Source organism: Burkholderia sp. 3C, from assembly GCF_054589155.1.
This window is the reverse complement of the sequence record NZ_BAAILN010000092.1, coordinates 457,731-471,700: the sequence shown is the minus strand read 5'-3', so window position 1 is coordinate 471,700 and position 13,970 is coordinate 457,731. Positions and strand designations below refer to the sequence as shown.

The 13,970-nt window shown below is 67.5% G+C and carries 12 protein-coding genes; 6 read left to right on the top strand and 6 right to left on the bottom strand.

Annotated features, from left to right (window positions below):
- Positions 1–181 precede the first annotated feature (181 nt).
- Positions 182–421, bottom strand: a complete 240-nt coding sequence (locus ACYP33_RS18450; protein WP_414452011.1) for a hypothetical protein — start codon at positions 419–421, stop codon at positions 182–184.
- Here ACYP33_RS18450 and ilvD point away from each other — a divergent pair.
- Positions 312–2,171 (top strand): dihydroxy-acid dehydratase, encoded by a 1,860-nt coding sequence (gene ilvD, locus ACYP33_RS18445; RefSeq protein ID WP_414445510.1) that lies wholly within the window; start codon positions 312–314, stop codon positions 2,169–2,171. The genes ACYP33_RS18450 and ilvD overlap by 110 nt on opposite strands.
- 233 nt (positions 2,172–2,404) lie before the next feature.
- Positions 2,405–3,946, top strand: a complete 1,542-nt coding sequence (locus ACYP33_RS18440) for a methyl-accepting chemotaxis protein (protein ID WP_459623166.1) — start codon at positions 2,405–2,407, stop codon at positions 3,944–3,946.
- 171 nt (positions 3,947–4,117) lie between these two features.
- On the opposite strand, the gene ACYP33_RS18435 is transcribed toward ACYP33_RS18440, so the two are convergent.
- The 5 genes from ACYP33_RS18435 to ACYP33_RS18415 form a co-directional block, all read right to left on the bottom strand.
- A complete protein-coding gene (locus tag ACYP33_RS18435) occupies positions 4,118–4,897 on the bottom strand; it encodes a peptidylprolyl isomerase (protein ID WP_414445509.1) in 780 nt (259 codons plus the stop codon).
- Between the two features lie 22 nt (positions 4,898–4,919).
- Positions 4,920–5,228, bottom strand: coding sequence for a BolA family protein (locus ACYP33_RS18430; protein ID WP_414445508.1), 309 nt, complete (start codon positions 5,226–5,228; stop codon positions 4,920–4,922).
- 2 nt (positions 5,229–5,230) lie between these two features.
- A complete protein-coding gene (locus ACYP33_RS18425) occupies positions 5,231–5,764 on the bottom strand; it encodes a septation protein A (RefSeq protein ID WP_459623164.1) in 534 nt (177 codons plus the stop codon).
- A gap of 158 nt (positions 5,765–5,922) precedes the next feature.
- Positions 5,923–6,351 carry a peptide-methionine (R)-S-oxide reductase MsrB gene (gene msrB / locus ACYP33_RS18420; protein ID WP_414451739.1) on the bottom strand — a complete coding sequence of 143 codons (429 nt, stop codon included), beginning with the start codon at positions 6,349–6,351 and terminating at the stop codon, positions 5,923–5,925.
- Positions 6,352–6,388: 37 nt separating this feature from the next.
- A complete protein-coding gene (locus ACYP33_RS18415) occupies positions 6,389–7,954 on the bottom strand; it encodes a protein adenylyltransferase SelO (protein ID WP_459623162.1) in 1,566 nt (521 codons plus the stop codon).
- 105 nt (positions 7,955–8,059) lie between these two features.
- On the opposite strand from ACYP33_RS18415, the gene ACYP33_RS18410 reads away from it, so the two are divergent.
- The 4 genes from ACYP33_RS18410 to ACYP33_RS18395 all read left to right on the top strand — a co-directional run.
- Entirely contained in the window at positions 8,060–9,760 is a 1,701-nt protein-coding gene (locus ACYP33_RS18410) for a 3-(methylthio)propionyl-CoA ligase (RefSeq protein ID WP_459623160.1), read from the top strand.
- A 252-nt stretch (positions 9,761–10,012) separates the two neighbouring features.
- On the top strand, positions 10,013–12,097 hold the full coding sequence (locus ACYP33_RS18405) for a 3-hydroxyacyl-CoA dehydrogenase NAD-binding domain-containing protein (RefSeq protein WP_459623159.1): 2,085 nt from the start codon (positions 10,013–10,015) through the stop codon (positions 12,095–12,097).
- An 11-nt stretch (positions 12,098–12,108) separates the two neighbouring features.
- Positions 12,109–12,735 (top strand): bifunctional nicotinamidase/pyrazinamidase, encoded by a 627-nt coding sequence (pncA, locus tag ACYP33_RS18400; protein WP_459623157.1) that lies wholly within the window; start codon positions 12,109–12,111, stop codon positions 12,733–12,735.
- A 76-nt stretch (positions 12,736–12,811) separates the two neighbouring features.
- Positions 12,812–13,970 (top strand): acetyl-CoA C-acyltransferase (locus ACYP33_RS18395; protein ID WP_459623156.1); only part of this gene is annotated, 1,159 nt, incomplete at its 3' end.

The following is a 13,970-nucleotide window of genomic DNA, read 5'->3' as shown; positions in this document are numbered from 1 at the left end:
CGCGCGGCGCAGGGTGGGGCGGCCCCTGGCGAGCCGGCCGCCCGCGCCGCGCGCCATGCAGTGGGTTGGATCGAATTCGGCGCGTCGGACGATCGCGCCGGCGCCTTCCGGCAGCGCGATCGCCGCCTGAAAGCGCACCGCCGTATCGCGCGCAAGCCTGCGCACGGTGCGGCATAATCGTTCAGGTTTGCATCGGCGGGCGCTCAAAAGGCGCCTGTTGTGGTGCGCAGCGGTGCGTCGCGGCGAGCCCAAAGGCCTCATTCGCCACGACCCCCGTTTTCCCGGTCACTTTCTGTTTCGCTACCACAACAATGCCCGCATACCGTTCCAAAACATCCACCGCCGGCCGCAACATGGCAGGCGCGCGCTCGCTCTGGCGCGCCACCGGCATGAAGGACGAAGATTTCTCGAAGCCGATCATCGCGGTCGTCAATTCGTTCACGCAATTCGTGCCCGGCCACGTCCACCTGAAGGACCTCGGCCAACTGGTCGCGCGTGAAATCGAAGCCGCCGGCGGCGTCGCCAAGGAATTCAACACCATCGCCGTCGACGACGGCATCGCGATGGGCCACGACGGCATGCTGTATTCGCTGCCGAGCCGCGAGATCATTGCCGACTCGGTCGAGTACATGGTCAACGCGCACTGCGCCGACGCGATGGTCTGCATCTCGAACTGCGACAAGATCACCCCCGGCATGCTGATGGCCGCGATGCGCCTGAACATCCCGGTGATCTTCGTGTCGGGCGGCCCGATGGAAGCCGGCAAGGCCAAGCTGGCCGTGCCCGGCACCAACACCATTCAGATCAAGAAGCTCGACCTGATCGACGCCATGGTGATGGCCGCCGACAGCAAGGTCAGCGACGAGGACGTGGCCGAAGTCGAACGCTCGGCCTGCCCGACCTGCGGTTCGTGCTCGGGCATGTTCACCGCCAACTCGATGAACTGCCTGACCGAGGCGCTGGGCCTGTCGCTGCCGGGCAACGGCACGGTGGTCGCCACGCACGCCGATCGCGAACAACTGTTCAAGCGCGCCGGCAGCCGCATCGTCGAACTGGCCCGCCAGTACTACGAGCAGGAAGACGAGAACGTGCTGCCGCGCTCGGTCGGCTTCAAGGCGTTCGAGAACGCCATGACGCTCGACATCGCGATGGGCGGTTCGACCAACACGATTCTTCACGTGCTGGCGATCGCGCAGGAAGCCGAGATCGATTTCTCGATGGCCGACATCGATCGCCTGTCGCGCGTCGTGCCGCAGCTGTGCAAGGTTGCGCCGAACACCAACAAGTACCACATCGAGGATGTGCATCGCGCCGGCGGCATCATGGCGATCCTCGGCGAGCTCGAACGCGCCGGCAAGCTGCACACCGACGTGCCGACCGTGCACGCTCCGACGCTCGGCGCGGCCCTCAAGCAGTGGGATATCGTGCTGACCGACGACGCGGCCGTGAAGAAGTTCTACATGGCCGGCCCGGGCGGGATTCCCACCCAGGTGGCGTTCAGCCAGGACGCGCGCTGGCCGAGCCTCGATCTCGACCGCGCCGAAGGCTGCATCCGCTCGTATGAGCACGCGTTCAGCAAGGAAGGCGGCCTGGCCGTGCTGACCGGCAATATCGCGCTGAACGGCTGCGTCGTGAAGACGGCCGGCGTGGACGAATCGATCCTGGTGTTCGAAGGCCCGGCGCATGTGGTCGAGTCGCAGGACGAAGCGGTCGAGAACATCCTTGCCGACCAGGTCAAGGCCGGCGACGTGGTGGTGGTGCGCTACGAAGGCCCGAAGGGCGGCCCGGGCATGCAGGAAATGCTCTACCCGACCAGCTACATCAAGTCGAAGGGCCTGGGCAAGGCGTGCGCGCTGCTGACCGACGGCCGGTTCTCGGGCGGCACGTCGGGCCTGTCGATCGGTCATTGCTCGCCGGAAGCGGCAGCGGGTGGCGCGATCGGCCTGGTGCGCAACGGCGACCGCATTCGCATCGACATCCCGAACCGCACGATCGACGTGCTGGTCAGCGATGAAGAACTGGCGAAGCGTCGCGCCGAGCAGGACGCGAAGGGCTGGAAGCCGGCGCTGCCGCGTCCGCGCAAGGTGTCGGCGGCGCTGAAGGCGTACGCGAAGCTGGTGATGTCAGCGGACAAGGGCGCGGTGCGGGATCTGTCGCAGCTTGAGGATTGAGCATCGCCTGCCGATTGCGTCGCCGCAGTTGAGAAACGCCACCCTTCGGGGTGGCGTTTTGCTTTGAAGTCGTGGCCTCGAGCTTTCAGCGACATGAACGAGTCATGTCGTCTCAGTAAGGTATTGATTTGTCAGAGTTATGCCTCGGTTTTCGCCCCTTCAAAGCGGCGGCTTCAGGCCGTTAACAGAGGCTTCGCATGCTCCATGCGACAGTACCTTTCAAAAGATCCTCAATGAAGCTCAGTCGTAAGATTCCTCTCGCGTTTTCCCTTTCTCTGACGTTGATGGCCGCCGGCGCCTTTTACGGCATCCACACGCTCAACGACGCCATCGATACCTATCGCACCAGCGTGCAGGACGCCGCCGCGAACGAGCGCATGGTGTCCGCGACGCTCGTGGCGTTCAAGCTTCAGGTGCAGGAGTGGAAGGACACGCTGCTGCGCGGCAAGGATCCGGACAAGCTCGACCGTTACTGGAGCGCGTTCCAGAAACGCGAAGCCGCCGTTGCCGATTCGGCGGCCAGGCTCGAGGCGAAGTTGCCCGACGGCGAGGCGCGCACGCTCGTCACGCAGTTTGCGGCAGCGCATGCCGAGATGGGCAAGGGCTACCGGAAGGGCTTCGAGGCGTTCAAGGCGGCCGGCGAAGATCCGGCCGCAGGCGACGCGGTGGTGGCCGGCGTGGATCGCGCGCCGTCGACGCTGCTCGACCAGGCCGCGCAATTGATCGCCGCCGACAACGCCCGCATCGCGGCCGACGCGGCCACCGAAGCGCAGCGCGCTACTGTCGTCAGCGCTGTGATCGCAGCGCTCGTGTTCGTGTTGGGGCTGGCGGGCGGGATCGTGTTCGGCCGGGCCGTGACGCGGCCGCTGCATCGCGCCGTGGCGTTCGCGCGCGACGTGGCGGATGGCGACCTGTCGACGGACCTGCACGCGCACGGCGACGACGAAACGGCCAAGCTGCTGGCCGCGCTCGCGCAGATGCAGGCCAGCCTCGCACGCGTGGTCAGCGACGTGCGCCACAACGCCGTCGGCGTGGCTGCCGCGAGTGCGCAGATCGCGGCCGGCAACCTGAACCTGTCGCAGCGCACCGAGGAGCAGGCCGCGTCGCTCGAACAGACGGCCGCGAGCATGGAGCAACTGACGGCGACCGTGAAGACCAGCGCCGAGAACGCGCGGCAGGCGTCCGAGCTGGCCGGCGCCGCCGCGCAGACGGCCACGCAAGGCGGCGCGGTGATGCGCGACGTGATCGGCACGATGCAGTCGATTGCGGACAGCTCGAACAAGGTCGTCGAGATCATCGGCATGATCGACGGCATCGCGTTCCAGACCAACATCCTGGCGCTGAATGCCGCCGTGGAAGCGGCGCGCGCGGGCGAGCAGGGGCGCGGCTTCGCGGTGGTGGCGGGCGAAGTACGCACGCTGGCGCAGCGTTCGGCCGCGGCGGCGCGCGAGATCAAGACGCTGATCGCGCAATCCACCGAGCGCGTGGCGGCCGGCTCGTCGCAAGTGGCTAGCGCGGGCGAGATCATCGACCGGATCATCGGTTCGGTGCAGCGCGTGACGGATATCGTCGGCGAGATTTCGGGCGCGGCCGGCGAGCAATCGACCGGGATCGCGCAGGTGAATCTGGCGGTGACGCAGCTCGACGAGGTGACGCAGCAGAATGCGGCGCTGGTGGAGCAGGCGTCGGCGGCGGCGCATGCGCTGGCCGATCAGGCGCAAGGGTTGAGGGAAGCGGTGGCGGCGTTTCGGTTGCGGGAAGCGATGGCGGCTTGAGTCAAGGCGGGCGGGCGCGCCGATTCTTCGCCCGCTGGTGTGGTCGGCGTGTCGCTCACTACGCCCAGGCCGGATTCACGCTACGGTTCAACGACGCCCCATGAAAAATGCCGCCCCGAGGGGCGGCATCCGGATTCACCGCGAGGCCGGCATCGCGCCGGCCATCGTGCGTTACTGAATCTTCGCTTGCGCGCGCAGCTTCTCTTCGAACGCCTGCAGCTTCTGCTGCACGATCTGCTGCGCCAGTTGCGCCTTGACCTGTTCGAACGGCGGCGGGGCGATCGCGCGGATATCGTCGACGCGGATGATGTGCCAGCCGAACTGCGTCTTGACCGGCGTATCGGTCATTTGGCCCTTCTGCAGATGCTGGGCCGCGTTGGCGAATTCCGGCACGAACGACTTCGGGTCCGCCCAATCCAGATCGCCGCCGTTCTTCGCGGAACCCGGGTCCTTCGAGAACTGCTTGGCCAGATCCTCGAAGTTCGCGCCGCCCTTGATCTTCGCGATCAGATCCTTGGCCTGCTGCTCGTTGTCGACCAGGATGTGATGCAGGTGGTATTCGCTGCCGGCCGCGCTCTTGGCCAGTTGGTCGTACTGCGCCTTGACCTCGGCGTCGCTCGGCTTGTTCTGCTTGACGAAATTCTCGATCAGCGCGCGCAGCACCACGGTCTGCTGGGCGATCGCCACTTGCTGCTTCACGTCGGGCTGGTTCGGCACGCCTTCCTTCAGCGCTTCCTGCATGAGGATTTCTCGATTGACCAGCTCCTGGCTCACCATCTTGCGCAGCTGGTCGGAATCCTGCTGACCTTGCTGGACAAGTTGCGCGACCATCGCGTCGACGCGCGCTTTCGGGATCGGCGAGCCGTTCACGACGGCAACGTTTTGAGCAAAAGCCGGTGCGGCGACAAAGGCGGCCGCCGCAACCCACAGGCGGGGAGATTTCAGGATCATCGGGAACAATTCCTAGTGAGACTTAATGTGAGGAGACGTTGAACTCATCGGGCGCGTAGGCCACGATCGCGAGCGCGTGAATGCCGCGCTGCATCGCATCAGCGAGCGCATCATACACCAGCCGATGTCGCGCCACGCGCGACTTGCCGGCGAACGCGGCAGCCACGATCGTGACCGTATAGTGCCCGCCGGCTGCGGCACCCGCGTGACCGGCGTGCTGCGCGCTGTCGTCGCTGATCTGCAGCGATTCGGGGGCGAGGGCGGCGGTGAGCCGGGCCTCGATTTGCGCGATGCGCCCGTCGGGCGTCGCGTCGAGAAATGCGTCGGACATCGTCATTCGTCTTCTTTAAGGTATTTCGCGAGCCACAGGCTCTGCAGGATGATGAACACGAACATCGCGCCGGTGGTGCCGAACAGCTTGAAGTTGACCCACTGCGACGGCGTGTAGTGATCGACCACGTAGAGGTTCGCCACGCCGAGCACGACGAAGAACAGCCCCCACGCGATGTTGAGCTTGTCCCAGATCGGATGCGGCAGCGTCAGTTGCTTGCCCATCATCTTCTCGATCAGGTTGCGGCCGAACAGGTAGCGCGCGCCGATCAGGATCACGGCGAACAGCCAGTACAGCACGGTGGGCTTCCACTGGATGAACTTCTCGTTGTGCAGCACGAGCGTGGCGCCGCCGAACACGACGATCACGCCGAGGCTGACCCACAGCATCGTGTCGACCTTCTTGTGACGGTAGGCCGACCAGGCGACCTGCAACAGCGTTGCGACGATGGCCACGGCCGTCGCGGTGAAAATGCCCCAGACCTTGAAGGCAACGAAAAACAGGATGATCGGAAACAGATCGAACAGGAATTTCATGGTGATCGGGGCTGGGTGACGCGCCGGGCGCCGGATGGCCGGGCTGCGCCACCGTTATGGGGCTGCGCCGCGCCAGGCCATCGCGATGGCGGCCCGTGCGGCGGGTTTCGCCGGCAGGCAAACGTAACGCGCCGCGGAAGGCGGCGTGCTGCGTTGCATCAATTGCCGGCGTCAGGCTCGAAGTTTAACGCAGCCGAATTGATGCAGTAGCGCAGGCCGGTCTTGTCGCGCGGGCCGTCCTCGAACACGTGGCCCAGGTGCGCGCCGCAATGATTGCAACGCACCTCCACGCGGACCATGCCGTGGGTGCGGTCGGTCTTCTCCTCGATCACCTCGCCGTTGAGCGGCTTGAAGTAGCTGGGCCAGCCGCAGCCGGAATGGAACTTCGCGCCCGATTCGAACAGCGGCGTGTCGCAAACCACGCAGTGATAGATGCCGGCGTCCTCGACATCGGTGTATTCGCCGGTGAACGCCCGCTCGGTGGCGGCGTGCTGCGTCACTTCGTACTGCATCGGCGTGAGGCGCTCGCGCAGGTCGGCGTCGTCCTTCTGGTACGGGTAGTCGCGGTCGTGGTGATCGTGGGACATGGTGGTGTTTCTCCAGGGGATGCGGGGCGCGGCGGCGTCAGGACGAACAGCTCACTTCGAGCGAGGTCGCCCAGTCCGGCGGCAGCGCGGCGTAGGCCTCGTGCTCGGGCTGCTCGTCGAACGGGCGGCGCAGGATCTTTGCGAGCCGCTCGACTTCGGAATAGTCCTTCTCGGCGGCGCGACGGATCGCCGTTTCGGCGAGATGGTTGCGCAGCACGTATTTCGGATTGACGCGGTTCATCGCGGCGGCGCGTTCGGCGTCGTCGCGCGTTTCGGCGGCCAGCCGCGCGCGGTATTGCTCGGCCCAGCCGTCGAACGCGGCGCGGTCGATGAACAGGTCGCGCACCGGCGCGTCGTTCGACGCATCGTGCTTCGAGAGCTGCGCGAGGCGGCGGAACGTCAGCGTGAAATCGGCGCGGCTGCCGTTCATGATTTCGAGCAACTGGTTGGCCAGCGCAGCGTCGCCTTCCAGTTCGAGCGCGAGGCCGAGCTTGGCGCGCATCGCGCCTTCGAGCGCCGGGCCGAAGGTTTCGGGGAAGCGCGACAGCACGGCCTGCGCGTCTTCCACGGCGCGTTCGGTGCGCGGGTCGTCGTCGAGATCGGTGCGTTGCTGGCCGATCAGCGGCAGCAGCGCCTGCGCGAGGCAGAAGCAGTTCCAGTGCGAAATGCGCGGCTGCATGCGGTATGCGTAGCGGCCCTGCTGATCGGTGTGATTGCAGATGTGGTTCGCGTCGAAGCCGTCGACGAAGCCGAACGGGCCGTAATCGAGCGTCAGGCCGAGGATCGACATGTTGTCGGTGTTCATCACGCCGTGGCAGAAGCCCACCGCCTGCCATTGCGCGACCATCGCCGCCGTGCGCTGCATCACGGCGTCGAGCAACGCGAGGTACGGGTCCTCGGTGTCGCGGCAGGCCGGGTAGAAGCGGTCGATGACCTGATCGGCCAGTTGCTTGAGCAGATCGGGCCGGTCGTTCGAGAACCAATGCTCGAAATGGCCGAAGCGCACGAAGCTCTCGGCCACGCGCGTGACCACGGCGGCCGTTTCGACGGTTTCGCGGATCACGGTTTGATCCGAGCCGGTCACGGCCAGCGCGCGCGTGGTGGGGATGCCGAGGTGGTGCATCGCTTCCGAGCACAGGAACTCGCGGATCGACGAGCGCAGCACGGCGCGACCGTCGCCCATCCGCGAATACGGGGTGCGGCCCGCGCCCTTGAGCTGCAACTCGAAGCGGCGGCCGTCATGCTCGATCTCGCCCACCGTCAGCGCGCGGCCGTCGCCGAGCTGGCCGGCCCACACGCCGAACTGGTGCCCGGAATAGACGGTGGCGTACGGCATCGCCTCGGCAGGCCAGTCGCGGGTGGGGTTGCCGCTCAACAGCGCGGCGAAGCCCGGCAGATCGCGGATCGCGGGGTCGAGGCCGAGTTCGCGCGCCACCTCGCTCGAGAAGCCCACCACGTAGGGCTCGGGCAGCGGCGCGGCGGGCAGGCGCGTCAGGAACGCGGGGCCGAGCGAGAGGAACGCGTCGTCGCGCGGGGCGGCGAGCGAGGCGGCGAGATCGGGGAGAGTGGCAGCCAAATGGGGTTCGCTTCTGGATAACGACAAGTTGAACGGCACGACACAAGCCGATATTGTAATTCCGCGCCGCGCGGGCCGCTTGCGGCGAGGGAGACACCTGTCGAAGTCGGATCCAACCGGGAGAGCTGGACGATGAGCATGACGCAGAACCCGCCCTTGCTGGGCCAGATGATGGACGTGCCGCTGCTGGTGTCGTCGCTGATCGCGCACGCCGCGCGTCATATGGGCGACGCCGAGATCGTTTCGCGGCGCGTCGAGGGTGATATCCACCGTTACACCTATCGCGACTGCGAGCGGCGCGCCAGGCAGTTGGCGCAGGCGCTGCTGCGGGCCGGCGTGGCGCCCGGCGAGCGGGTTGGCACGCTGGCCTGGAACGGCTATCGCCATCTGGAGGCCTATTACGGCATCAGCGGGATGGGCGCCGTCTGCCATACGATCAATCCGCGCCTGTTTCCCGAGCAACTCGTCTATATCGTCAATCACGCCGACGATCAATTTGTGCTGTTCGACATCAGCTTCGCGCCGCTCGTGGAGCGGCTCGCACCGCTTTGCCCGAACGTGCGCGGCTGGATCGCGATGACCGACGAGGCGCATTTGCCGCAAACATCGGTTGCGCTGCTCGCGTACGAAACGCTTCTGGCCGCCGAGGATGGCCGCTACGACTGGCCGCTGCTCGACGAGCGCCAGGCGTCCTCGCTCTGCTACACGTCGGGCACCACCGGCCATCCGAAGGGCGCGCTCTATTCGCACCGCTCGACGGTGCTGCACGCCTATGCCGCCGCGCTGCCCGACGCGATGGGGCTGTCGGCGCTCGATGCGGTGCTGCCGGTCGTGCCGATGTTCCACGTCAACGCCTGGGGCCTGCCGTACGCGGTGCCGCTGACCGGCGCCAAGCTCGTGCTGCCGGGCAAGGATCTCGACGGCAAGTCGCTCTACGAACTGATGGAACGCGAGCGCGTGACCTGTTCGGCCGGCGTGCCGACGGTCTGGCTCGGCCTGCTGAACCATTTGCGGGAAACCGGCGCGCGCTTCACGACCATGGCGCGCACCGTGATCGGCGGCTCGGCCTGCCCGCCGGCCATGCTGCGCGCGTTCGAGGACGATTACGGCGTGCAGGTGATCCACGCGTGGGGCATGACGGAGATGTCGCCGCTCGGCACGCTGGCGCGGCTGACCTGGGCGCAATCGCAGCGCGACCAGGCCGCGCGCCGCCATTCGCTCGAAAAGCAGGGGCGCGTGATCTATGGCGTGGACATGCGGATCGTCGGCGACGACGGCCAGCCGCTGCCGTGGGACGGCGTGGCGTTCGGCGAATTGCAGGTGCGCGGGCCGTGGGTCATCGAGCAGTATTTCGGCGCGGACGGCGCTGCCTCGCCACTCGTCGACGGCTGGTTCCCGACCGGCGACGTGGCGACCATCGACCCGGACGGCTTCCTGCACATCACCGACCGCAGCAAGGATGTCATCAAGTCGGGCGGCGAATGGATCAGCTCGATCGACCTGGAGAACGTGGCGGTGGCGCACCCGGCCGTGGCCGAGGCGGCCTGCATCGCCTGCGCGCATCCGAAATGGACCGAGCGGCCGTTGCTGGTGGTGGTGCCGCGCGCTGGCATGACGGTCACGCGCGACGAGCTGATCCGCTTTTACGACGGCAAGGTCGCGAAATGGTGGGTGCCCGACGACGTGGTGTTCGTCGATGCGCTGCCGCATACGGCCACCGGCAAGCTGCAGAAGCTGAAGCTGCGCGAGATGTTTCGCGATCACGTGCTGCCCGGCGTCGACGCGATCGATTGCCCGATGGAGCCGCTGCCGATGCGTCCGGCGCAGTCCTGAACGGGCGCGGGCGGGCGGTAGGGCTGGCCGGCCGCCGCCCGGCTTTGCGTTCCCACCCTGGTTGGCGGGCCTGCTCGCGCCCGTATTCCAGGTTTCGCCCCCCCGCTTATCTCTCAATTGAACGATCGTGCTTTTCTGGGTATGCTGCTCCGGTTTGCTCGCGTGCGGCGGTGCCGCCGTGCGCGCACAATGACCGTCAACGCTGACGACGCGCCGCCGCAACGGCCCGCGTAACCGCATGGAGGCAGGCAGATGGCAGTGGATTACACGACTCGCGACGGCGTCGCCGTCCTTACGCTCAACAATCCGCCCGTCAACGGGCTCGGCTATTCGACGCGCGCCGGCCTGATGGCGGGCCTCGATCGCGCGCTGGCCGATCCGGCCGTCAAGGCGATCGTGCTGACCGGCGCGGGGCGCGCGTTCTCGGGCGGCGCCGACATCACCGAATTCAATACGCCGAAGGCGTTGCAGGAGCCGAACCTGCACACCACCATTGCGGCGGTCGAGGCCAGCGCCAAGCCGGTGGTGGCCGCCGTGCACAGCGTGGTGATGGGCGGCGGGCTGGAGCTGGCGCTCGGCGCGCATTACCGGATCGCCGCGCCCGGCACCCAGGTGGCGCTGCCCGAGGTCAAGATCGGCCTGTTGCCCGGCGCGGGCGGCACGCAGCGGCTGCCGCGCGCGGTGGGCCTCGAAACGGCGCTGAACATGATCGTGTCGGGCGCGCCGGTGCCGTCCGAGCAACTGGCTCAAAGCGGCCTGTTCGACGAACTGGCCGAGGGCGACTTGCTCGACGCGGCCGTGGCATTCGCGCAGCGCGTCGGCGCGCAGCCCGGCCCGCATCCGCGCGTGCGCGACCGCACGATCGAGCATCCGAACGCGGCCGGCTTCATCCAGTTCGCGCGCAACAGCGCGAAGGCCGCCGCGCCGAACTACCCGGCGCCGCACAAGTGCATCGACGCGATCGAATCGGGCGTGCTGCATGGCTTCGATCGAGGCCTGATCGACGAGCGCGAGGGCTTCGTCGCGCTGGTGCAGACGCCCGAAAGCCGCGCGCTGCGTCACGCGTTCTTCGGCGAGCGCGCCGCGAGCAAGATTCCCGACGTGCCGGCCGATACGCCCGTGCGCGAGATCCGCCGGGTCGGCGTGATCGGCGCGGGCACGATGGGCGGCGGCATCACCATGAATTTCCTGAATGCGGGGCTGCCCGTCACGCTGCTCGAAACGCAGCAGGACGCGCTCGATCGCGGGCTGGCGACGATCCGCAAGAACTACGAGGCGCAGGTCAGGAAGGGCAAGCTCAGCGAGGCGAAGCTCGAAGCGCGCATGGCGCTGATCGCGCCGACGCTCGCCTATGACGACCTGAAGGACGCCGACCTGATCGTCGAGGCCGTGTTCGAGGAACTGGGTGTGAAGGAGCAGGTGTTCCGTCAACTCGACGCGGTGGCCAAGCCCGGCGCGATCCTGGCCTCGAACACCTCGACGCTCGACGTGAACAGGATTGCCGCGTTCACGCAGCGTCCGCAGGACGTGGTCGGCCTGCACTTCTTCAGCCCGGCCAACGTCATGAAGCTGCTCGAAGTGGTGCGCGGCGCGCAAACCGCCAAGGACGTGCTGGCCACCGTCATGCAGGTCGCCAAGAAGATCCGCAAGACGGCCGTGGTGTCGGGCGTGTGTGATGGCTTCATCGGCAACCGCATGATCGAGCAGTACATCCGCCAGGCGCTGTTCATGCTGGAGGAGGGTGCGTTGCCCGCGCAGGTCGACCGCGCGATCGAGGCGTTCGGCTTCGCGATGGGGCCGTTTCGCATGAGCGACCTGGCCGGCAACGATATCGGCTGGGCGATCCGCAAGCGCCGTTACGTCGAGCAGCCCGATCTGCACTATTCGAAGATCGCCGACCGGCTGTGCGAGCAGGGCCGTTTCGGCCAGAAGACCGGCGCGGGCTGGTACGACTACCAACCGGGCGAGCGGCGCGCGAAACCGTCGAAGCTGGTCGACGAACTCGTGCTCGCGTATTCGAAGCAAGCCGGCGTTGAGCGCCGCGCGATCGCCGACGAGGAGATCGTCGAGCGGCTCGTGTATGCGCTAGTCAACGAGGGCGCGAAGATTCTCGAGGAAGGCATCGCCTCGAAGGCGTCCGACATCGACATGGTCTATCTGACCGGCTATGGCTTCCCGCTCTGGCGCGGTGGCCCGATGCTGTACGCCGACACGGTCGGCCTCTACAACGTCGAGCGCGCGATGCGCCGCTACGCGGCCGGCGCGAACGGCGACGCGTGGCAACCGGCGTCGTCCATTGCGGCGCTGGCCGCGAGCGGCAAGGGCTTCAACGGTTGAGGAGCGAAGCGATGATGCGAACCGACGACGTGCTGCTCGTGATCGACGTGCAGAACGATTTCATGCCGGGCGGCGCGCTGGCGGTGACCGACGGCGATGCCGTGGTGCCGGTCGTCAACCGGCTCGCCCGGCGTTTCGAGCAGGTGGTGATCACGCAGGATTGGCACCCGCGCGCGCATGTGTCGTTCGCGGCCAACCACCCGGGGCGTGAGCCGTTCTCGATGCTCGCGCTGCCGTACGGCGAGCAGGTGCTGTGGCCGGTGCACTGCGTGCAGGACACGCCGGGCGCGGCACTGCATCGCGATCTCGACGTGCCGCAGGCGCGGCTCGTGATCCGCAAGGGGCTGGATGCTTCGGTCGACAGCTATTCGGCGTTCGTCGAAGCCGATCGTGCGACGCCGACCGGGCTGGCCGGCTATCTGCACGCGCTCGGCGCGAAGCGCGTGTGGTGCTGCGGCCTCGCGACCGATTACTGCGTGGCGTGGTCGGCGCTCGACGCGCGCGCGGCCGGCTTCGAGGCCGCCGTGATCGAGGACGCGTGCCGCGCCATCGACCTGAACGGCTCGCTCGAGCGCGCCTGGCGCGAACTCGACGCCGCCGGCGTGGCGCGCGTGCAGTCGGAGGCGGTGCGCGTCTGAGCGCGCTTTCACATAGCCCGATGCCAATTCAACGCAGCGTCATCGCGCTGCAAGCCATTCCTACCCGGAGACAGGCATGACCGAAGCCGTAATCGTATCCACCGCCCGCACCGCGCTGGCCAAATCGTGGCGCGGCGCGCTCAACATGACGCACGGCGCGACGCTCGGCGGCCATGTGGTGGCCGCCGCCGTCGAACGCGCGAAGCTCGATCCCGCGCGCGTCGAGGACGTGCTGATGGGCTGCGCGAACCCCGAAGGCGCGACCGGCGCCAACATCGCGCGCCAGATCGCGCTGCGCGCCGGCTTGCCGGTATCGGTGCCGGGCATGACCGTCAACCGCTTCTGTTCGTCGGGATTGCAGACCATCGCACTGGCCGCGCAACGCGTGATCGCGGGCGAAGGCGAGGTGTTCGTGGCGGGCGGCGTGGAATCGATCTCGTGCGTGCAGAACGAGATGAACCACCACATGCTCCAGGAAGGCTGGCTGCGCGAGCACAAGCCCGAGATCTACTGGAACATGCTGCAGACGGCCGAGAACGTCGCCAAGCGCTACGGCATCGCCAAGGCACGGCAGGACGAATACGGCGTGCAGTCGCAACTGCGCGCGGCGGCCGCGCGCGAGGCCGGGCGCTTCGATGCCGAGATCGTGCCGATCACGGTGCTGGCGGGCGTCGCCGACAAGGCCACCGGCCGGCTGTTCACGCGCGAGGTGACGCTGTCGGCCGATGAAGGCATCCGCGCCGACACCACGCTCGACGGCGTCGCGAAGATCCGCTCGGCTGTGCCCGGCGGCGTGATCACGGCCGGCAACGCGAGCCAGTTCTCGGACGGCGCGTCGGCCTGCGTGGTGATGGACGCCAAGCTGGCCGAGCGCGAGGGGCTGACGCCGCTCGGCATCTTCCGCGGCTTCGCGGTGGCCGGTTGCGAGCCCGACGAAATGGGCATCGGCCCGGTGTACGCGGTGCCGAAGCTGCTCAAGAAGGCGGGCCTGAAGGTTTCCGACATCGATCTGTGGGAGCTGAACGAGGCGTTCGCGGTGCAGGTGCTGTATTGCCAGGACACGCTCGGCATCCCGGCGGACCGGCTCAACGTGAACGGCGGCGCGATCGCGGTCGGCCATCCGTACGGCGTGTCGGGCGCGCGGCTGACCGGCCACGCGCTGATCGAGGGCAAGCGGCGCGGCGCGAAGTACGTGGTGGTGACGATGTGCATCGGCGGCGGGCAGGGCGCGGCCG

Coding starts and splice junctions, on each gene's coding strand:
- ilvD (WP_414445510.1), top strand. CDS start 312: ATGCCCGCATACCGTTCCAAAACATCCACCGCCGGCCGCAACATGGCA.
- ACYP33_RS18450 (WP_414452011.1), bottom strand. CDS start 421: ATGATCGGCTTCGAGAAATCTTCGTCCTTCATGCCGGTGGCGCGCCAG.
- ACYP33_RS18440 (WP_459623166.1), top strand. CDS start 2,405: ATGAAGCTCAGTCGTAAGATTCCTCTCGCGTTTTCCCTTTCTCTGACG.
- ACYP33_RS18435 (WP_414445509.1), bottom strand. CDS start 4,897: ATGATCCTGAAATCTCCCCGCCTGTGGGTTGCGGCGGCCGCCTTTGTC.
- ACYP33_RS18430 (WP_414445508.1), bottom strand. CDS start 5,228: ATGTCCGACGCATTTCTCGACGCGACGCCCGACGGGCGCATCGCGCAA.
- ACYP33_RS18425 (WP_459623164.1), bottom strand. CDS start 5,764: ATGAAATTCCTGTTCGATCTGTTTCCGATCATCCTGTTTTTCGTTGCC.
- msrB (WP_414451739.1), bottom strand. CDS start 6,351: ATGTCCCACGATCACCACGACCGCGACTACCCGTACCAGAAGGACGAC.
- ACYP33_RS18410 (WP_459623160.1), top strand. CDS start 8,060: ATGAGCATGACGCAGAACCCGCCCTTGCTGGGCCAGATGATGGACGTG.
- ACYP33_RS18405 (WP_459623159.1), top strand. CDS start 10,013: ATGGCAGTGGATTACACGACTCGCGACGGCGTCGCCGTCCTTACGCTC.
- pncA (WP_459623157.1), top strand. CDS start 12,109: ATGATGCGAACCGACGACGTGCTGCTCGTGATCGACGTGCAGAACGAT.